Source organism: Bradyrhizobium sp. UFLA05-109, assembly GCF_054185165.1.
This window is the reverse complement of sequence record NZ_JBBIAR010000055.1, coordinates 41,836-62,592: the sequence shown is the minus strand read 5'-3', so window position 1 is coordinate 62,592 and position 20,757 is coordinate 41,836. Positions and strand designations below refer to the sequence as shown.

The following is a 20,757-nucleotide window of genomic DNA, read 5'->3' as shown; positions in this document are numbered from 1 at the left end:
ACTTCGCGGACAAAGACGGGCGCATCGTTACAGAGATGTCGGTCATGGCACTCGACGAAGACGCGTTCGTGCTGATCACCGCGGCGTTGGCGCAGTGGCATGACCGCGAATGGCTCAAAAAGCACCTCCCACACGACTGCGATATCACGATTATCGACGTCACAGACGAATACTCGTGCCAAATCCTGACGGGGCCTGCTTCGCGCGCGATCTTGGCCGAAGTGAGCCGCGCCGATTTGGCGAAGGGCTGGTTGACCCATCAGGAAACAGTCATTGCGGGGCGTCCGTGCAGGCTCATCAGAGTCTCTTTCGCTGGTGAGCTGGGCTGGGAAATACACACTCGAAACCCCGACACGGCTGCGATCTTTGATGCAATCTGGAGCGCGGGGCAGAAGCACGGGCTGGTGCCGTTCGGCATGTTCGCGTTGGATTCGCTGCGCCTCGAAAAGGGCTATCGCGCCTGGAAGAGTGATCTTTCAACCGATTACACGGTCCTGCAAAACGGCCTCGAACGCTTCGTGAAATGGGACAAGCCGGATTTCCTCGGCAAGTCCGCGCTCATGCGCGAAAAGCAGCAGGGTGTAACAAAGCGATTCGCGGTCCTGACGATCGACGCGGGGCAGTACGACGCCCCCTATATGTCGCCCGTCTGGCATGGCGACGAGATCGTCGGCGAGACGACTTCCGGTGGCTACGGCCACCGCATAGACCGATCGATCGCATTCGGCACGATCCGTGCTGACATCGCCGAGCCTGGCACCATCCTCGATATCGAGATCTTTGGAAAACGACACAGCGCCAGGGTCGAGCCCGACCAGCCGTTGTGGGACCCGCAGAACGAAAGAATTCGCGCATGACTCCTCTTCCGGCCAAAGCTCGTGTCATCATCATCGGCGGTGGCATCTCAGGCTGTTCGGTCGCCTACCACCTCGCCAAGCTCGGCTGGACCGACATTCTGCTGCTTGAGCGTAAGCAACTCACCTCCGGCACGACCTGGCACGCCGCCGGTTTGATCGGCCAATTGCGGGCCACGCAGAACATGACGCGCCTCGCAAAGTATTCTGCCGAACTTTACGTCAAGCTGGAGGAGGAGACCGGCATCGCTACCGGCATGCGCCAGAATGGCTCGATCACGGTCGCGTTGACGCAAGAGCGCAAGGAAGAAATCTATCGGCAGGCGACGTTGGCGCGTGCCTTCGATGTCGACGTCCAGGAAATTTCTCCACGGCAAGTGAAGGAGATGTATCCCCACTTGAACATCTCCGACGTCGTCGGCGCGGTTCATTTGCCGCGCGATGGTCAGTGTGATCCCGCCAACATCGCCATGGCGTTGGCCAAAGGCGCCCGCCAACGTGGTGCTCGCATCGTCGAGAACGTCAAGGTCACGGCGGTAAACGACCGCAACGGCCGCGTCACCGGGGTGTCTTGGCAGCAGGGAGAAGAGAGGGGGGAGATCGAGACCGATCTCGTGGTCAATTGCGGTGGCATGTGGGGCCGGGATCTCGCGGCTCGTTCGGGCGTGACGCTCCCTCTCCATGCATGCGAACACTTCTACATCGTTACGGAAGCGATCGAGAACCTTACGCGTCTGCCCGTGCTGCGCGTCCCCGACGAATGTGCCTACTACAAGGAGGACGCCGGCAAGATGCTGCTCGGTGCCTTCGAGTTGAAGGCCAAGCCTTGGGGCATGGGAGGGATCAGAGAGGATTTCTGTTTCGATCAACTGCCGGACGATTTCGAGCATTTTGAGCCAATTCTCGAGAAAGCAGTGAACCGCATGCCGATGCTGGAGACGGCCGGCATCCACACCTTCTTCAACGGCCCCGAGAGCTTCACTCCAGACGACCGCTACTATCTCGGCGAGGCGCCGGAGTTGAAGGGCTACTGGGTCGCCGCCGGCTACAATTCGATCGGCATCGTTTCCTCGGGAGGTGCAGGCTTCGCGCTGGCGCAATGGATGAACGACGGTGTACCGCCCTTCGATCTCTGGGAGGTCGACATCCGGCGCGCCCAACCGTTCCAGAAGAACCGGCGCTACCTGAAGGAGCGGGTGAGCGAGACGCTCGGACTGCTCTATGCGGATCATTTTCCCTTCCGGCAGATGGCGACCTCGCGCGGCGTACGACGTTCGCCGCTGCACGAACACCTCAAGGCCCGCGGAGCCGTATTCGGAGAGACGGCGGGCTGGGAGCGCGCCAATTGGTTCGCGCGGCCGGGCCAGGAGAGGGAATATCGCTATAGCTGGAAGCGCCAGAACTGGTTCGACAATCAGCGCGACGAGCATCTCGCCGTCCGCAACGGCGTCGGCCTTTTCGACATGACCTCGTTCGGCAAGATCCGTGTCGAGGGCAGAGATGCGCTGTCCTTTCTGCAAAGACTCTGCGCCAACCAGATGGACGTCGCGCCAGGCCGCCTTGTCTACACGCAGATGCTGAACGCCCGTGGCGGAATCGAGAGCGATCTGACCGTAACGCGGCTCTCGGAAGAAACCTTCTTCGTCGTAGTGCCAGGCGCGACGCTCCAGCGGGACCTCGCCTGGCTGCGCAAGCAGCTTCATTCCGAGGAGTTCGTCGTGATCACCGACGTTACGGCGTCGGAATCGGTACTCGTCCTGATGGGTCCAAAGGCGCGCGAGGTCATCACCCGCATCAGCCCGCAGGACTTCTCGAACGAAGCGTTTCCCTTCGGGACGGCGCAAGAGATCGAGATCGGCATGGGCCTTGCGCGCGCCCATCGCGTCACCTACGTCGGTGAGCTTGGTTGGGAGATCTATGTCTCTACAGACCAGGCGGCCCATGTCTTCGAAACTATCGAGGAAGCCGGAGCGGACTCAAGCCTCAAGCTTTGCGGTCTCCATACGCTCGATTCCTGCCGCATCGAGAAGGCCTTCCGCCATTTCGGACACGACATCACGGACGAGGATCATGTTCTCGAGGCCGGCTTGGGCTTCGCGGTGAAAACCGGCAAGGGACCATTCATCGGCCGAGACGCCGTGCTGCGCAGAAAGGAAGAGGGCCTCAAGCGAAGGCTGATGCAATTCCGGGTCCGCGATCCTGAGCCGCTGTTGTTCCACAACGAGGCCGTGATCCGCGACGGCCGGATCGTTTCTATCATCACCTCGGGCAACTATGGCCATCATCTCGGCGGCGCGATCGGTCTGGGCTACGTGCCTTGCGAAGGAGAGACCGAGGCCGACGTCTTGTCATCGACCTACGAGATCGAAATTGCGGGAAAGCGCTTTCCAGCCGAGGTTTCGTCGAAGCCTATGTATGATCCAAAGTCTGAACGCACCAAACTCTGAATTGACTGAAGCGGCGGACATCAAAAGGCGGGGCCGCCGTCGGCGGCCGCGCCATCTGCCGTCCCGATCAGCCGAATTCTGCTGGAGACAGCAGGTTCGAGCAGAACCTCGGGTATGTTCCGAAGAGGCTGAAAGGACGCTTCTGTTGAAATTGAGATGAAATGGGCGGATCAATTATTTGAGGAATTCGTCGATGCCATCCTGACAGCCAGAGATGACCACGAGTTCGAACGTACAGCATCTCGCGCCGCGCATGGCTTGGGATTTCGCTGGTTCGCCTATTTGCGCGTAGGCGACGGCCAGCCGAGTTTGATCTCTTCCTACCCGAAGTCCTGGACCAGTCGCTACCTTCGCTTAAACTACCACGGCCTTGATCCTGTTATTCAGCGCGCCCGCGCCGAGCGCGGCATCTTCAGCTGGGGGACTCAAGGATCGGCACTGCGACCCAACAAGGAGCAGCGTAGGTTCTTCGAAGAGGCGACTACTTTCGGGATCAAGTCTGGGATCACCGTACCGATCAGAAGCGGATTCGGGCAGATGGCGGCCTTCACTCTGGCAACGGATGATCCGATCATGAAGCCCGACCGAGTTCTGGCTCGCGCGGGTGACATCGTGCAGCTCATCGGGATCTACTTTCAAGCGCATCTTTCCGAACGGATAGTTGCGAGCCCTCTGGCCGTAGAAAATGCCTGCGCTCTCAGTCAGCGCGAACGGCAATGCCTGGCCTGGGCGGCCCGCGGCAAGACGCTAGCGGAGGCGGCGGTGCTCATCGGTATCACGTCGCGAACGGTCGCGTTTCATCTCGAGAATGCGCGCCGAAAGCTCGGCGCCGTAACCATTGCGCACGCCGTGGCACAGGCGGTTCGCCGAGGTCTCTTGCCCTAAACAGAATTCACGAGGCTGAGCGTCCTTCTCGAAGGCTCGAAGTGCTTTGTCTGGAAGCGATGCCGCTTGCTTGCTAAAACTTGCCGAAACTTCCTGATCTTTCCCACCGACCTGTCAAAAGGCACAGGCGCTAAAGGTTTGGATTTCTGCTGAGGTGAGCTCCCTCTCGCAATGGAGCCCTTCATGCACGTCCTTTCCCTCGATCACCGTCACGCCGGCCCCCATCTTGCGTTGCTGGCGGAGATGTTTCGCCTGCGCCGACGCGTCTTCAAGGAGCGTCTCGACTGGACCGTCTCCGTGTCTGGCGATCTTGAGATCGACATCTACGATGCGCTCAATCCGACCTATCTCCTCGTTATCTCCGATGCGAACGAAGTGCTGGGATGTGTCCGGTTGCTGCCGTCGACGGGGCCCAACATGCTCGCCGATACCTTTCCTTTCCTGCTCGGCGGCAAGCGAGCGCCGCACAGCGACGATGTCCTCGAAAGCTCGCGTTTCTGCGTCGACACGGAACGCGCCGTCGAGGTCGGCAGAGGCAACCTCAATCGCGCGACCTTCGTTCTGTTCGCTGCGATGATCGAGGCGATGCGGGCGAGAGGGGCGCGAGCGATTGCCACTGTCACGGATGTCCGCATGGAGCGGATCCTGAGGCGGGCAGGGTGGCCGATCGAACGATTGGCGGAGCCGCAATCGCTCGGACAGACCACAGCGCTTGCGGGGCTTCTCCATGATTGCGACAGCGCGCTCGAAGCCATGTACCACCAAGCTGGCCTCGAGGGACCCGTGCTTGTCATTCCCAGTGCCGAGCGCAGGGCGGCATGATCGGCGGCGCGTTTGCGGCGGAGGACGTGCGTCATGTTGGCCGATCCCCGTCATAGTTGCATCCTCTTGCTGAACGTTACGCGGGGAGCCGCTCCGAACGCTGTGGAGGCGTTCGCCGGGTGGCGCCGCGCCAACATGTCCTTGCTCCCTGCCTGTCAGGAATTTTTTGCAATTCCGCAAATAGCGATTGGTGAGTACGAACAGGCATTCCTGCCCAACCAGATTGCCTCGGCGATCGATCATCTCGATGTCGACATCTTATCGATGTGGCGCGATGCGCGACTTGCCGAGCGACTGGCGCATTTGGACGTTGGCGTTGTTTTCCTGGGCGGTACGTTTCTGGATGAAGAGGTGCTGGTTTCGGCTTTGCAGGGAGCTAAACACGGCTATGAGATGCGAGTGCTCTCGGATCTGTCGATTGCCCGCCATGAATCTGATCGAGCCCTTGTTCTCGCGCGGCTTGCGCATCATGGAATTCTCGCAACTACGGTCCGCCAGGCCTTGCTGGAATGGGCCGCGTCGAAAGGTGATGAAATTGTGAGCCGGAAGGTTCAGGACCTGCTCTCGTAGGCCGCCTCCCGCAAGCGTTGCTTGCGGGCCGGGCTCTCGTGAACCGAGCCCGCTTCGCGGTCTCGGCCTTCGGCTTCGATCCCTGGCGGAGACACCGCGCTTGAATTGACGCTCGCGCTCACGCGTTCTAACGAATAAGTCGCCCAGCATCGCGACCAGTCCGACAGGACGAAACAACAGCTCCTTATTGAGCCGGCCGCAAGCGGCCGGCGCATTTTGTTGCCCCCGGCAGGCGCGGTGGGCGGCGCTCCCGTATAGCCCCGAACCGGCGAGTCGCAACCGCGCTTCCTCACAGTTCGAAATGACGATTGCTTCCGTAGCGCGGTCCTCCGCTGTCGCTCCGGCCGTTCCGGTGCGTCCCGCCTCAGAGTTCGGGGCTGCCCGGTCGCTTTTCGCCGCCCACCCCGCCTTCCGGGGGCAGGGCGCGGAAGAGAAGGAACGGAGATTGTCATGCCCAAGCGTTCATCGGACAACAACGCGACCAAGCCGAAAGCAAGTCTCTACGAGGAGATCACAGCCCACATCATCGCTGATCTTGAGGCGGGCGTCTTTCCATGGGCCCGACCTTGGGGGAGTGGGGGCGGCAATCAGGCTTTCGCACTGCCTCGGAATGCGGCAACAGGCAAGGCTTATTCCGGGATAAACGTCCTGATCCTCTGGGGCCGGCTGTTTGAATGCGGCTTTGCCTCCCAACGGTGGCTCACCTTCCGCCAAGCGTCCAGCCTCGGCGGCACCGTGCGCAAAGGCGAACACGGCGTCACCGTTTGTTATGCCGATCGCTTCGTTCCCAAGCGCGATCAGGGCGGCGCTACCAGCGCCAGTCCCGACCAGCCGGCAAAGGAAGAGGCGTCCGTTCCTTTTCTCCGCCGCTATACTGTCTTCAACGTCGATCAATGCGACAACCTGCCGGATCACTGCATCGTCGCGCGGCCGCCGTTGCCCGAGCGCGAGATCGTGCCGCACGCCGAGGCGCTGGCCGCCGCGACGCTCGCCGATGTCCGCATCGGCGGCGCCAAGGCGTTCTACCAACCATCGGACGATACCGTCCATATCCCGCCGCAACCGGCTTTTTTCGAGCAGATCAACTATTACCGAACGCTGTTTCACGAGCTTGGGCACTGGACCGGCCATCCGCGCCGCTTGAACCGCGACCTCTCCGGCAGCTTTGGCTCAAAGCCCTATGCCAATGAAGAACTGGTCGCCGAACTGACTGCAGCGTTCGTTTGCGCTGCCCTATCCATCAGACCCTCCGTCTGCCACGCCGATTATTTGGGCTCATGGCTGAACGTGCTTCGCGAGGATAACCGCGCGATCTTCCGCGCCGCCAGCAAGGCGAGCAAGGCCGCCGATTTCCTGCTTGCGTTCGGCGACGACATCGCCGCCGCCGGGCACGAACACGAGGCCGAGTTGGCTCGATTCGATGACCAGCACACGCCAATGCCCACGGGCGAGATGAGGGCCGCAGGTTAGCTGCGGCCGACGTTCTCCGCGCCGCGTCCGCGCCAGCGGCTCGGTCAGCCGCCGCGGCTCGCAAGCCGACACCCCCAACGCCTCTCGACATCGGGCTCTCGACGAGGCCCCCACGCAACCAGCCGAGCCCGTCTCTGCAAACGAAAGGAAACCAAAATGGAACTGCGCAACATCGCCCTGAGCGATCTCAAGATCGCAAGCGTCAACGTCCGTCACAGCCGGAAAGCCCCCGACATCTCCGATATCCTCCCGTCGATCCGCGCGCGCGGCGTCCTCCAGCCCTTGCTGGTCCGGCCTCACGGCGAGACGTTCGAGATCGTCGCGGGCCGGCGCCGCTACTTTGCCGCAAGCAAGGTCGCCGAAGAGCAGGGTGTCGCGACCTGCGAGGTCTTGCTGCCCTGCGCGGTCGCCGTCGGCGACAGCGATGCGGACGCCATGGAAGCATCCTTGATCGAGAACGTGGCGCGCGCCGGCATGGATGAACTTGAGGAATACGAGGCCTTCGCCAAGCTCCTCAAACAGGGGCGTAGCGTCGCCGAGATCGCGCGGACGTTCGGCCAGACCGAACGCTATGTCAAACAGCGCCTTGCGCTCGCTTCGCTCCACAGCGCCATCAAGGACGCCTACCGCGACGGCGAGATCGAAGCCGAGGAGCTGCAACTGCTCGCCTCCGCCACGCGGCGCCAGCAGAAGGACTGGGTCACAGCATTTGCGGCCGAGAAGGACCCGGCAAGCGACGAAGGCGCCCCACGAGGCCGCGATCTCAGGCAATGGCTGTTCGGCACCGACCAAATCGCAACCAGCGTGGCGAAGTTTCCGCTCGATGCGTACAAGGGCGATATGATCGCGGACCTCTTCGGCGACGTCAGCTACTTCGCCGATGCCGACGCCTTCTGGGCCTTGCAGAATGCAGCTATAGCTAACCTGCGGGATGAGCTAGCGGGACAAGGGTGGACGGTCACCGTGCTCGACAAGGGAACGCGCTTCCCGGCATGGCAATATGACGAGGCCGAGCTGGAGGAGGGCGGTGAGGCCTTCATCGAGGTCCGAGTCAATGGCGAGGCCGAGGTCCATCAAGGCTACCGGGCCTACGAGAACGCGCACACCGCCGATGAAAACCGCCGGGGAGGCGATGGCGAGCGTGGGACGTCCACCGCAAAGGCCGAGCTGACCAAGGCCGCCGAGAACTATCTGGCACTGCACCGACATGCCATCGTCCGCGCCGAGTTGCTCGCTTATCCGGCCATCGCGCTGCGCCTTGCTGCCGCCCACATGATCGCCGGCTCTCCGCTCTGGAGCGTCAAGCCCGATCCGCAGCGCGCTGACAAGGAGACGACCGCGGAAAGCCTTGCCGGCAGCCCCGCGCAGGCCGCGCTCACGGCCGAGCGCGACGCGGTGCTTGACCTGCTCCAGATCGAGAAGAGCTATTACAGCACCCTCACACGGGGCAATGGCGATGCCAATACAGGGGCAAGCCTGTTCGCTCGGCTGCTGGCGCTGCCCGACGATGCAGTGCTCAAGGTCATCGCGCTCGCGATGGCCGAGACGCTTGCCGCAGGATCGGCGCTGACGGAGGCCGCGGGCCTCGTGATCAAGCCCGACGTCACGCGGTGGTGGAGACTGGACGACGCTTTCCTCGACCTGCTTAAGGACCGCGCCGCGATCAATGCGCTGCTCGCTGAACTCGCGGGCCAGGTGACGGCTGACGGCAATGTCTCCGAGACCGGCAAGGTGCAGAAGAAGATCATTCGCGACTGCCTGAACGGCGAGGGACGGGAGCGCGTGGAGGGCTTCGTGCCGCGCTACATGGCGTTTCCGCCAAGCCACTACGACCCCACCAAGGCTTTCGAAATCGCCCGCACGGCGGAGAGCGTTAACACTTTGTTTACCTGAGTTTAATCGGTTCGATTCGGGCGCGAGGACTTGCCTCGCGCCCCTATTTTGCCTGTGCCGAGTCGCCTCGGAGTCAATCTGTGGGCCTGCAAATATAGCCAGCCGGCACGGCCGCGACTCATCCTATAGCTCGACTCCAAGCCAATGCTGCCTCCGCATCATGGAGCCGACGATGGTAAGCCCGTTCAGGGGATTTCCCGAGCCGCATTCGGTGAAGCTCAGGCGCATCTGCCTCGCTCAGGCGGCTGTCTGTCTATCGGCCCTGACGTCCACCGCGGTGTTGCTGTCGAGGGTCCTGCCGAGCATGGTGAGCGCGCTCAATTGACCGATTGAGACTTCCAGGGAAACGCAAGGTTCGCAGACCCGCATCGGACCTGTCAGCATCCCCCTAGACCTGACGGCAAAATGAAAAGCCGGACCGTGTTGCGCGAAGCGGCGCTTCCGATCCGGCTTAGCCATTAGCGCGACCCGTTCCCACCAAATTGGCTCAATCGACCTCGCGCAGAGTCAAAGGCGCGGTAGAGATATCCAGGTAGGAACGAGGCTGGTCAGCGAAAGGCCTACTTCTTTTTCTTCTTGGCTTTTTTCGCGGTGGTCTTCTTAGCTGCCTTCTTCGCCTTCTTGGCCATGAGCCCTCCGTCAATGTTTGCAAAGATAAACCACTCAATTGCGCGAACCGTCAGAATCGGCACACGCAAGAAAAAATGTAACACCGAATTGCAAAATTGACATTCCAGACATTCAACGCGTCCGCCTTCGATTGTTCGAGTCTTTTCTCCTCTCGGCGAATGCGTGGCCTGGGCAAGAGAACGGCCCCCGCAAGCGCGCTCAAAGGCCGATCGGCATCAGTCCGCAGGCTTCCCAGGCTGGCAAACTCGCAAAGCGCTGTCTCCGTCAACGTCGCAACCGAGATTGGCATAGAGCTTGCGCGGACCGAACTCTGGCGCCGCCAGCGACAGGCTCACACGCTCCCTTGCCGCTGCTACCCCCGCCTGAATCCAGGCTCCAGCCGATCTCGAGACTCCGGATAAAGACGCGGAAGTCGGGATGGGTCCCGGCGTTCTTGCCCCGATCGATCCGGCAATCTCTGGCCAAGATCGAGACAGTCTTGAGCTGGCCCTTGGAGCTGTTGTCGCATCTTCTGCCGGCCGATCGGCCGGGTCTTGCCCTCTTTGTTGTTAGCGGGTCCGATCTCCTGCGCGTGGCGAAGAGACCTATGGGAAGCGCTCCGCCTGCCAAAACCATCGCCGCCGGCTTTTTTCCCCGCCGGACAAGTCCGGCTCCTCGCGGCCGCTTCGCTCCAAAAAAGCCGTCAGCTCAGGTGCTCCGCATGCGCTCCGCCCCGCGAAAGCTCGCGGGTTCGAAGGCGTTTCGCTTCCCATCACGGTCTCGCCATCGCGAGGGGATCGGCTCCTCGCGAACAACAAAGAGGATAAGACCATGACCGCCATCGGATACGTCACCAAGAACGACAACGGCAGCTACAAGGGCCAGCTCAAGACTGTCTCGATCCGCGCCGACATCGACATCATCCCGAACCGGGACAAGAGCGCCGAGACCCATCCCGACTTCCGCGTCTTCACCCAGGGCGTTGAGATCGGCGCAGGCTGGATCCGCCGCGGCGAGAACAGCCGCAAGGAGTATGTGAGCCTGTCGCTGGCGGCGCCCGAGTTCGGTCCGCGCAAGCTCTACGCCAATCTCGGCCGCGCCGCCGGCCAGGACGACGACAGCGTGTTCGCCCTGATCTGGAATCCTGCCGACTGACGCCGACCGGCCCTCGCAAGCGCCGCTTGCGGGGGCCGTTCTCTTGCCACAATTTGGGGTTGAAACGCAGCCAGAATAAACGCGAGGTGTGGCCCGTTGAACGATCTGGTGACCGCGTCGTGCCGGTACTCCCGGCATCAAGCTGCTTCCCGCGACCCCGTGTGCCGCGATGGCTGCGGCTGGGCGTGGGAGTTCTTGCGCCGGAACAGGGACTACGTCGCCGAGTGGCGACGCGCCGTGCCAAGGCATTTGTCGTGTGTGACGCTCAACGACGGTACCCAGCTTCTGCGCCTGCCGCGGCGGTTTCCACGCGCGGAGAAATGGGGTCTTCATGCCTTCGCCCATCCCGCGCTCGGGCCGGACAAGGCGCCGGTATTCTGGCATGCAAACGCGCTCAAGCGCGTGGTGCGGTTGAACGCGAGGACGCCGAGCGGGCATGACGACGAGAAGGTGTATCGCCTTTCCGACTTCAACGCCGACCGATGCGCCGTGATCGGCACCGATGGCATTTCACGGGTGCTGCTCAGGGGCAGGGGCCTTCATGTCCCCCTCGAAATCCGTGGCCTCCAGCTGCTGACCGCGCCGTTTGCGCCTGTCTTCGAGCTGCACGATCTCGGTGATATCGCAACTCATGCCGAACTCCTCAATCGCCTTCAGCGTCTCACTGAACCTGCCCCTCAGCTTGGACAGGTTCTAATGTGCGCAAGCAACGAGCGTCTGCATCAGGCCCTGATCGCACTTGATGAAAGCCTGATAGGAAGAACCTATCGCCAGATCGCGATCGCTCTGTTCGGCGAAAACAAGGTCGCCGAGGACTGGCACGGTCCCAGTCAGTTTTTGAAGGACCGCGTGCGGCGACTTGTCGCCAAAGGCAATGAATTGATGAAAGGCGGCTACCTGAGCCTCCTCGGCTAGAACATTCTTCCGTCGAAGCGCTCGCCTGAGAGAATGCTGTCCTAATCGCGGCAACCGGTCGCGCCATCCTTGCTTGACGAGCTTGGCTCGCGCGGGATGTCGGAACGACGGTCAACGTCTTCGCCACTCCCCAAACCTCGCCTGATGTGACGACGCTTGCTCTTGCATCTCGTGGTTGTGCGAGGTGCGAAAGGGGAAGTTGGACTGATGGCGAAAACTGACGACAAGGAACCGGACAAGCCGTTCCTCAACACGGTGGAGGCAGCCGCCTGGCTGCGCCTCACCAAGAACACGCTGGAGAAAATGCGGGTCCACGGCAGAGGGCCTGAATACCGCAAGCACGGGCGCTATGTCCGCTACCACATCGAAGACCTCGTCGAATGGTCGAAGGCCAACAAGCGGAGGTCGACCTCCGATGAGAATTGATCGCGCAAGACTGTGGCGCCAGGCCACGACGCTTTCGGCCATGTGCGCCGGCATCATCATGCTTCTGATGTCCTCCGCGCCCGCGGTGCCGCTCCTCATCTACAATGCCTCGGGCAGCGCGCAGCTAGGCTTCTACTATCTGGATCAGCGATTGCCGGGACGCGGTGAACTCGCTGTCTACAAGCCGACCGCCGCAATCGAACTTCTGATCATCGCGCACAGCATCCTGCCGACGCCGGTGCCGCTTCTGAAGCGGGTCGAAGGTCTCGGTGGAGATGAAGTCTGTCGCACGAAGGAGCCGATCGACGCCATCTCCATTAACGGCAAGGTCGTTGCCGAGGTGCTGGAGAAGGACAAACGGGGAGCGCCGCTCCCGTCCTGGAACGGCTGCATGAGGCTCGTCGAGGGAGAGTATTTCCTGCTGCAGCCGCACCCGCACTCGTTCGACTCCCGGTACTTCGGACCGGTTCTTCGCTGCGACATTCTGGGCGTGGCACGGCCGCTCTGGACCTGGAATCCGGACATGTGAACCGCCGGCGACGACGGGCGCGCGTCTGAAGCAAGGCGGCGCCCGTCGTTTTTTCGCCCGGCTCAAGCCGTGATCGCGAGCATCGCGCGTAACGCTGGCAGGCGAGTTCTTCCAGGGCTGACAGAGCCTCCGGGGACGGCCCCTTCGGACCACAGCGTTGTTGATCAGACGATTTGAGCTCGCAACAGCTCACGCAGCCTTGGCTGCGAAAAGGCGCTTTTCTCTTGAAAGGGGGGACTTGAGGGGCGCTGCCCCTTCACCCCTGCAAGACCTTCTTTCGTCCTCAGGTGCAGCAAGTCGGTCGCACGTCGCGCTTCGCGGCTCGGTGCAACCGCGTTGCGCACCATCGGATTCGCGCCGCTACGCCGGCGCCGAAACAAGGTCTTGCCCCCGAAACCCCGGTCTCGCCGACGGGCAGGCGGCATGGCGGAAGGCCATGCGCGCCGCGCCGATCATCCAGCGCCCATTCGAGGGCCTACAAGCGAGACATCACGATGGCAAAGCTTACGAAGCCAGAGGCCAAGGCACATGCTGCGGCTGTTGAACTGCTTAAGAAAGACGTCCTTACATACGATGAGCGTGTGTTTGTGCTCGAGAACTGGCACGAGGGCGCAACCCATATCAACGGATCGGCTGGCGCGTTCTTCACCCCGTTCGGGCTTGCCAGAGATTTCGCAATTGATGCTTGCGGCGGCCGGATTGTCGACCTTTGCGCTGGGATCGGTGCGCTCGCATTTCACGTCTATTGGAGGGCATACTACGCACGTGGCCGTGATGAGCCGCAGCAAGAAATCGTCTGTATCGAGCGCAATCCTTCTTATATCGAAGTCGGTCGCAAGGTGCTGCCGGAGGCCAAATGGATTTGTGCTGACGTGTTCGATCTGGACTTCTCAAGCCTGGGTCGTTTCGGTTGCGCGATCGCAAATCCCCCGTTCGGCGCCACTCCCAGGATCGCAGGCGGACCGCGCTACACCGGGCGTTCGTTTGAGTTTCACCTGATCGATATCGCATCCGACATGGCGGATTATGGGACGTTCATCATCCCGCAGACGTCTGCGCCGTTTCAATATAGTGGCGTCCAGTGCTACCGCGAACGCAAAAGCGCAGACTATCTCAAATTCGCCGAGCAGACCGGAATTCAGCTCGAAGCGGGCTGCGGGGTAGACTGTTCCTACTATCGTGACGCATGGAAGGGCATCGCGCCCAATGTCGAAATCGTCTGCGCCAACTTCGAGGAGATGCCTCGCAACAAGCCTCAAATGCCAACCGATCCAGAGGCCGAATTGCGCGCGTTGTGGAGCGAAAAGGGTGTGCCAGTGGAGCGGCAAGACGCGATAATTGCCGAGGTCGAGGCCAAAGCGAAGGCTGGAATTCGGTTTGACGGGCGTCCCATCCAGGCGGACTTGTTTGCTGAACTTGGGCCTTTGCGCTCCAAGCGCTAGCGGTTGCTCAGGCGAATTCGGCTGCATGACAACCATCTGAGCGAGACAGGGCCGCATCCCTGTTTCGTTCGCCCGACGTCCGGGCACGCGACAAATTTCAGCGCGCTGTTGCGCAGGTCGACCGTGATTTCTTGGAGAGCTTAACGCTCTCGGTCCGGGTATTTGCTGAAGAGGCGTCGGCCGAACCAACTCCTATTTAGCCTCGGCAACAGCTTTTGGAGCCTTCGCTTTCGCGATCACTACTTCGGCACGCTCTATCGCGGCGCGGAATTCTTCGCTCTTCCATGTATCAACCGAATGGCCGTCGTCGAACGACGCGTCGGTCGCTTCCTGCGCGCGCGAGACCAACTCGCTAAGCGCGGCCAGGGCTTCGGCGAGCAACTCGGCGTCCGCTCCATTTCCGGAAGACTGCGTCAACTCTATATCTCCATCACGTCGCGGTTAAGTACCGGACCATATCCCTACAATAGATCACTGTTGCCCCTGCTGCTTGTCCAATGTTGGGCGTTTCGAGAGGGGCCGGCTTATTCTTAGTCCGTAGAAGCGCCGGGATTCGTTCGCTGAGGAGTGCGATAATAACGTGCTGATGGCATACGGGCGATGCCTTCGGCCCGCGCTCTACTCGTCGCTTCGCTCCTCACCGAGCCACCCTACGGGTGTCTCGGCCCTTCGGGTAACGATCGCTATCGCAAATCGCCGCGAGTACCGAGGTCTGTTGGCTTGGAAGTTGGGCCCTGGGAACCAGCCGGGAAGCGGGAGGGCAAGATAAAAGCACTGGCGCTATGGAGCGCCTAAGCCGTTGTCTGCACATCCAAGATTTGGCGCTAGCTGGATCGTCGCTGTCACCACGTTCGATCCAACGCAATGGCCTTCCTGCGTAATTGCGTCTGCGTCTTGGCGGACACGCCTCGGCTTCACATATCGCGGGCTCATTCAAACGTCGGATGCAGGGCCATGCGAGAAATCGACGACGAATTCGAAGTGAAGCTTGGGCGGATCGGCAACCGCAGAGCCAGGAGAACGACGAGCTATCTTCGACGCGTCCGGCAGGAGGCGGCCAAGGCTGGCGCCAGTGCGCGCGCCGGTTCGTCGTTTTCTGGCGGCCGCATCGGCCGCGGCCGCGCGCAAGGAACTGTGCTGGCCGAGCGCGGACGAAGCCCGGGCCAACGTCGTGTCGTGGTCAAGGCACGGATCGTGCGGATCAAGTCGGGCGACACGGGTGGTGTCCGAGCTCACCTGCGATATGTCCAGCGCGACGGCGTCACACGCGAGGGCGAGCCAGGGGAGCTTTATGACGCCGGCGATGACCACGCCGATGGCAAGACTTTTGCGGAACGCAGCGCCGGTGATCGCCACCAGTTCCGGTTCATCGTCGCGCCGGAGGACAGCGCGGAGCTCACCGACCTGAAACCCTTCGTCCGCGACCTCATGCGGCAGATGGAGCAGGACCTCGAAACCAGGCTCGACTGGGTCGCCGCCGATCATTTCAACACCGGCCATCCTCATACGCACATCGTCCTGCGCGGTAAGGATTGCGATGGAAACGACCTCGTCATCGCACGCGACTATATCGCTCATGGCTTTCGGTCGCGGGCAGCGGAGCTCATCACGCGAGAGCTCGGCCCTGAAACAGAGATCGAGGTCGCGCGCAAGCTTCAGCAGGAGGTCACGGTCGAGCGGCTGACGCGGCTCGACCGGAGCATCCTGCGAGATGCTCCGGGCGGAGTTCTTGAATTGGGGGCGCTGTCTGGACGGGAGCCTGCCTGGCAAACGGCGCGCATCGGGCGGCTGCGAACCTTGGAGCGCATGGGCTTGGCCGAGGAGAGCGAGCCCGGCCGGTGGCAGATCAACTCCGAGTTGGAGCCCCGGCTCAGACGGATGGGGGAACGAGGCGACATCATCAAGACCATGCACCGCGAGATGGCCGCGGCAGGGATTTCGCGGGCGGCTGGCGACTACACGATCTTTGATCCGGAACGAAGCGCTCATCGCCTGGTGGGGCGGGTCGTTGGCGAGGGGTTTGCGGACGAACTGACGGAGCGCCGCTATGTCGTGATCGATGGGGTGGACGGACGGACGCACTATGCCGAGATTGGTGCCATCGGTGCCAACGAAGATCCGCCCGCCCGGAACACGATTCTGGAGCTCAGGTCGCGCGGCGCGGAACCGCGCGCGATCGATCGGACGATTGCGGAGATCGCTGCGGGCCATGGCGGCATCTACAGTGACCGTCTGCATCGGGAATTCGACCCGCAAGCATCGGGCGAATTTGTCGGAGCCCACGTCCGTCGTCTGGAGGCGATGCGGCGCGAAGGGACGGTCAGCCGTCTTGCCGATGGCAGTTGGAGCGTGGGGCGGGATTATCTGGACCGGGCGCTTCGATACGAGAAACTCCAGCAATCGCGCAATCCTGTGCGGGTCGCGGTGCTGTCATGGCAAAGGCTTGAAGATTTGCCGCAGGCACTCGGCGCGACCTGGCTTGATCGCAAGCTCGTTGGGAAGGAGCGCGATGAGCTCGCGTCAACCGGCTTTGGCGCCGAAGTCGACACCGCGTTGCGAGCAAGGCGGCAGTGGCTGATCGAGCAGGGGCTGGCGCGAGAGGAGGGTGGTCAGATGCGCTTCGCGCGGAATATGCTCGAGACGCTCGAGGCGCGCGAGCTGGCGCGGACAGCGGCCGATATATCTGCGCGCACCGGCCTTGCACATGTCGATGCCAAGACCGGCGACAAGATCGACGGCGTCTATCGGCGCATGCTGACGCTGAACAGCGGGAGGTTCGCCCTCATCGAGCGATCGCACGAGTTCGTGCTGGTGCCGTGGCGCCCGGTGCTGGAGCGAGCGCGCGGGCAATTGGTCACCGGTCAGGTCGGCGGAGAGGGCATATCCTGGTCGATCGGCATCAAGCGCGGGATTGGACGGTGAGGGGAGACTCACTTCCGTTTGGGCGCTCGTCGCGTCGAGAAACTGTCGACGTCGGATGTCTTGACCAGGACGGCGCCGGGCTCGTCGACCGGCGAGGAGAGATATTTGGCGTGAGCGATCTCCTCGATCCTCGACCGGTTCTTGAGGAATGCTTCCACTCGGCCCTCTTGCCCGAGACCATCGGCACCAAAATGGTCGTCCAGCGCTTCGCGGCTGACTGCGCAATTGACCGTTCCGCCGAGCTCCTTTCCCTGGAACGTCACGACGTCGCGGCTGAAGTCATAGCGAGCAGGGGGATTGTCGAAGGAAAGATCGAGGCCCGGAATGATCGAGCGAGGCGCGCCAATGGTCTTGAGCACCGCGTCCCGAACGGAGGCCGAAAGTAAAGCGAGCCCTTCGAGCATCAACTGGCGCCATTTGGGACCGCGATCGTGAGCTTCCTCCCAGGCCGATTTCAGCTCTTGGGGCCGCTTGTCGGCCAGGGCCGCAAGCAAGGCCTCGGACTGCTGCAGGTCCTTGTCGCGCTTTGCAAGCCCCTCCGGGCGCCTGCGGGAGATGATGAGTTTGTGGACGGCATAGCGTGCCGGAGCCGGCACGTGCACGGAGACGCCGGCACCATGCAGGATGACCGCGGGCTCGGGATCGCGGATCAGGAAATCCAGGAAGCGCAGCGGCTGGGCGTCCGTGTTCAGGGCAGGTAGCTTTTGGGGGCGAGCAGTCTCCTTGCCCCGATGCGGCGTGAGAAAGTCGACGCGCAAGCCGCCCTTGGCCGCATAGCTGGTGACGCGCCGGCCATCAGATACGTGAGGAACGGGACGAAAGGTTTTGTCGACTTCCTTCAGCACTTCCAGAACGGGCGGCGTGGAGTCCTCGACCGCCACCGAGACATTCTTGAACTGAGCAATGTCGACGTCGCCCGTCTGGAGCGAGCCGGCGGAGAGGCGAACGCCAAGCATGGCAGCATAGGTTTGGTAGGCGATCGTTCCAACGAGCACGCCGCGAAGGCGGAACACGCCGGCCTTGGCAAGCGCCGCGATGACGTCGCCGATCTCGGGAATGGGGCGAGGAAAGCTGAACGAGCGGACGAGGGTGGACACAAGCGCCCGGCGCTCGCGCTCGTCTTCGCGAACTTCCTGGTGGTGCGCAATGCGCTCGACCAGCTCCGGCGTCTCCGGCCCGACATAGCGCTGCGACCGCTCGGCGCCGGTGCCGGTCTGGAAGTACCAATACTTGCGGCCATTGATGCTCTTGGCCGTGAACGAGCCGTTGTCAGCGAAGGCCTCCTGGAAAGCGGCATTGGCGGAGCGCTCCAAGAGCTCAGCATAGGTCGTCTGGGCAACCAGGGAAGGGGCTGGCATAGTCGGTTCCGCGTTTATACTCAGTTCGCGGATTGAGTATAATGGGCGCGGAACCTAGCGTCCAGCCTGCTTATACTCACTTTGCGAGATGAGTATAACGAATATTAACCCTGAATTTGAGGCCGAATCGGCGCGTCCGGCCCATGAATTGGCCATTTGGCGGGTTCAGTCGCTGATCTCCGCTACCTGCGTCGCGCACGCTCCTGAGCGCATCAAGGGTCATCCAGTTTAAGCCAGTAGCTCACCTTCTGTTGAAGCGCTGGATCATCCTCGCCGAGACTGGATGCAGATCCTTCTCACCTTCGCACGCCTGATCGAAATTGCTCTCGCTTCCCGGAAGCGATTTTTATTTCGATTGAACGCAACGCGCATTGGCCCCTTTCATCGCGCCGCTCACGAGGGGTGAGTGAGTGGGGCGAGCCGGATGTTTCCAGCGAAAATCTATGTCGGTCAGATCGCCGTCGTGTTCGGCATCGTTGTGGTGTCGACTTGGGGCGCGACGCAATGGACCGCCGCAGCTCTCGGCTATCAGCAGCGCCTCGGTGAACCCTGGTTCCTGATCGTCGGCTATCGCGTCTATCTGCCTTGGCGATTGTTCGAGTGGTGGTTCGCGTACGAAGCCTATGCGCCCGAGATATTCGAGGAAGGCGGAGCTATCGCTGCCGCCGGCGGCATCGCAGGCGCGCTGTTTGCGATCGTCAACTCGGTGTGGCGCGCGCGCCAAAGCCAGTTCGTGACGACTTACGGCTCGGCACGGTGGGCTACGGCAAAGGAGATCAAGACGGCCGGCCTGTTCGCGTCCAAGGGCGTTTTCCTGGGGCGCCTCGAGAACAACTATCTGCGCCACGATGGACCGGAACACGTCATGTGCTTTGCGCCGACCCGATCGGGCAAGGGCGTCGGACTGGTGTTGCCGACATTGCTGTCGTGGACCTCGTCGGCGGTGGTGCACGACATCAAGGGCGAAAACTGGGAATTGACCTCCGGTTGGCGTTCGACGTTCTCGCATTGCCTCTTGTTCAACCCCACGGATTCACGGAGCGCCCGCTACAATCCGCTGCTTGAGGTGCGTAAAGGGGCGGCCGAAGTCCGCGATGTCCAGAACATCGCCGACATCCTGGTCGATCCCGAAGGCGCGCTCGAACGTCGTACCCATTGGGAAAAGACCAGCCATTCGCTGCTGGTCGGTGTCATCCTTCATGTTCTTTATGCGGAAGAGAAGAAGACGCTCACCCGCGTCACCGAGATCCTGGCCGACCCTGCGCAGTCCTTTGAGAAGACGCTCAGGATCATGCTGGCAACCAATCACCTCGGCACTGAGGCGGAGCCGAAAGTGCACCCCGTCGTCGCCGCGACCGCACGAGAGCTTCTAAATAAGTCCGAAAACGAACGCTCGGGCGTTCTGTCGACCGCAGTGAGCTTTCTCGGGCTTTATCGCGATCCCGTCGTCAGCCGAAACACCGAAAGCTGCGACTGGCGCATCGCCGACCTCGTGAGCGCCGACAAGCCGGTCACGCTCTATCTCGTCGTTCCGCCATCGGACATCAGCCGCACCAAGCCGCTGATCAGGCTGATCCTCAACCAGATCGGTCGTCGGCTGACCGAGACGCTGAATACCAAGGCAGGTGACCCCAAGCATCGCCAGCTCCTGATGATGCTGGATGAGTTTCCCGCGCTCGGCCGACTCGATTTCTTCGAAAGCGCGCTCGCGTTCATGGCGGGCTACGGCATCCGCGCCTACCTGATCGCACAGTCGCTCAACCAGATCGCAAAGGCTTATGGCGAGAACAACGCGATCCTGGACAATTGTCACGTCCGCATTGCCTTCGCCGCCAATGACGAGCGCACCGCCAAGCGGATTTCAGACGCCCTCGGCACCGCAACGGAACTACGCGCACAGCGCAACTATGCCGGTCATCGGCTGGCTCCCTGGCTTGGCCATGTCATGGTCAGTCGTCAGGAGACCGCGCGTCCTTTGCTGACGCCGGGCGAAGTGATGCAGCTGCCGCCCGACCAGGCCATCGTGCTGGTGTCGGGCCTTGCACCGGTCCGGGCGATCAAGCTGCGGCACTATGAGGACGCAAACTTCGTCAACCGTCTGCGCAAGCCACCATCCTTGGCGGACGACGCGTATGACCGGCCGCCGGCCCGCACTGACGATTGGCGCGGCGAAGTGCGCACCACCGACCTTCGCCTCGCGACCCTGCCATATCGCGAGCTCATTGAGACGGGCGGCGAGGAAGGCGGCCTCAAGCAGCAATTGGCGTTGTTCGACGAAGCCGCCCCCGCTGTGAACGAGCCTCGCGTCTTCGAGGAGCGATTGCTCGACGACGAGTCCGACGTCGCAGCCGACCGCAGCCAGATGCAGCAGGCAGCAAGCGCATCCAGCACCGTACGCCGAGCCCACGCCGTCACCCGCGACGACGACGATCTTCTTCCCTCGTTCTGAAGAGCATTTCC

17 protein-coding genes are annotated in these 20,757 nt (G+C 62.0%); 15 read left to right on the top strand and 2 right to left on the bottom strand.

The window, feature by feature from the left end; translation table 11 throughout:
• The 13 genes from Q3C01_RS32440 to Q3C01_RS32380 all read left to right on the top strand — a co-directional run.
• A partial coding sequence (locus Q3C01_RS32440; RefSeq protein ID WP_458149341.1) for an aminomethyl transferase family protein occupies nt 1-857 on the top strand: 857 nt, incomplete at its 5' end.
• Complete coding sequence (locus Q3C01_RS32435) at nt 854-3,301, top strand: GcvT family protein (protein ID WP_458149340.1); 2,448 nt, start codon at nt 854-856, stop codon at nt 3,299-3,301. The genes Q3C01_RS32440 and Q3C01_RS32435, both read left to right, overlap by 4 nt.
• Before the next feature lie 156 nt (nt 3,302-3,457).
• Nucleotides 3,458-4,186: an autoinducer binding domain-containing protein gene (locus Q3C01_RS32430; protein ID WP_458149339.1), complete on the top strand. Its 729-nt coding sequence runs from the start codon at nt 3,458-3,460 to the stop codon at nt 4,184-4,186.
• Nucleotides 4,187-4,369: 183 nt separating this feature from the next.
• The gene (locus Q3C01_RS32425) at nt 4,370-5,008 is read left to right on the top strand and encodes an acyl-homoserine-lactone synthase (RefSeq protein WP_458149338.1); all 639 of its coding nucleotides are present in this window, start codon (nt 4,370-4,372) and stop codon (nt 5,006-5,008) included.
• A 33-nt stretch (nt 5,009-5,041) separates the two neighbouring features.
• Nucleotides 5,042-5,578: a cysteine hydrolase family protein gene (locus tag Q3C01_RS32420; protein ID WP_458149337.1), complete on the top strand. Its 537-nt coding sequence runs from the start codon at nt 5,042-5,044 to the stop codon at nt 5,576-5,578.
• Between the two features lie 450 nt (nt 5,579-6,028).
• Complete coding sequence (locus tag Q3C01_RS32415; protein WP_458149336.1) at nt 6,029-7,048, top strand: ArdC family protein; 1,020 nt, start codon at nt 6,029-6,031, stop codon at nt 7,046-7,048.
• Nucleotides 7,049-7,204: 156 nt separating this feature from the next.
• The gene (locus tag Q3C01_RS32410) at nt 7,205-8,941 is read left to right on the top strand and encodes a ParB/RepB/Spo0J family partition protein (protein WP_458149335.1); all 1,737 of its coding nucleotides are present in this window, start codon (nt 7,205-7,207) and stop codon (nt 8,939-8,941) included.
• 172 nt (nt 8,942-9,113) lie between these two features.
• On the top strand, nt 9,114-9,266 hold the full coding sequence (locus Q3C01_RS32405) for a hypothetical protein (RefSeq protein ID WP_458149334.1): 153 nt from the start codon (nt 9,114-9,116) through the stop codon (nt 9,264-9,266).
• Between the two features lie 1,115 nt (nt 9,267-10,381).
• Nucleotides 10,382-10,705: a DUF736 domain-containing protein gene (locus Q3C01_RS32400; protein ID WP_027582044.1), complete on the top strand. Its 324-nt coding sequence runs from the start codon at nt 10,382-10,384 to the stop codon at nt 10,703-10,705.
• 108 nt (nt 10,706-10,813) lie between these two features.
• Nucleotides 10,814-11,620 carry a DNA -binding domain-containing protein gene (locus tag Q3C01_RS32395; RefSeq protein WP_458149343.1) on the top strand — a complete coding sequence of 269 codons (807 nt, stop codon included), beginning with the start codon at nt 10,814-10,816 and terminating at the stop codon, nt 11,618-11,620.
• Nucleotides 11,621-11,827: 207 nt separating this feature from the next.
• The gene (locus tag Q3C01_RS32390) at nt 11,828-12,046 is read left to right on the top strand and encodes a helix-turn-helix domain-containing protein (protein WP_458149333.1); all 219 of its coding nucleotides are present in this window, start codon (nt 11,828-11,830) and stop codon (nt 12,044-12,046) included.
• On the top strand, nt 12,036-12,575 hold the full coding sequence (locus Q3C01_RS32385; protein ID WP_458149332.1) for a S26 family signal peptidase: 540 nt from the start codon (nt 12,036-12,038) through the stop codon (nt 12,573-12,575). The genes Q3C01_RS32390 and Q3C01_RS32385 overlap by 11 nt, the downstream gene beginning before the upstream one ends.
• A gap of 494 nt (nt 12,576-13,069) precedes the next feature.
• Nucleotides 13,070-14,017, top strand: a complete 948-nt coding sequence (locus tag Q3C01_RS32380; protein ID WP_458149331.1) for a class I SAM-dependent methyltransferase — start codon at nt 13,070-13,072, stop codon at nt 14,015-14,017.
• Nucleotides 14,018-14,209: 192 nt separating this feature from the next.
• On the opposite strand, the gene Q3C01_RS32375 is transcribed toward Q3C01_RS32380, so the two are convergent.
• Nucleotides 14,210-14,434, bottom strand: coding sequence for a hypothetical protein (locus tag Q3C01_RS32375; RefSeq protein WP_458149330.1), 225 nt, complete (start codon nt 14,432-14,434; stop codon nt 14,210-14,212).
• Between the two features lie 537 nt (nt 14,435-14,971).
• Here Q3C01_RS32375 and rlxS point away from each other — a divergent pair.
• Nucleotides 14,972-16,939 (top strand): relaxase/mobilization nuclease RlxS, encoded by a 1,968-nt coding sequence (rlxS, locus tag Q3C01_RS32370; RefSeq protein ID WP_458149329.1) that lies wholly within the window; start codon nt 14,972-14,974, stop codon nt 16,937-16,939.
• A gap of 8 nt (nt 16,940-16,947) precedes the next feature.
• Here the strand turns inward: rlxS and Q3C01_RS32365 are convergent, their stop codons facing one another.
• Nucleotides 16,948-18,297, bottom strand: coding sequence for a GSU2403 family nucleotidyltransferase fold protein (locus Q3C01_RS32365; protein ID WP_458149328.1), 1,350 nt, complete (start codon nt 18,295-18,297; stop codon nt 16,948-16,950).
• Nucleotides 18,298-18,721: 424 nt separating this feature from the next.
• Between Q3C01_RS32365 and Q3C01_RS32360 the strand changes: the two genes are divergently transcribed.
• Nucleotides 18,722-20,746: a conjugal transfer protein TraG gene (locus tag Q3C01_RS32360; RefSeq protein WP_458149327.1), complete on the top strand. Its 2,025-nt coding sequence runs from the start codon at nt 18,722-18,724 to the stop codon at nt 20,744-20,746.
• The last annotated feature ends 11 nt before the right edge of the window (nt 20,747-20,757 follow it).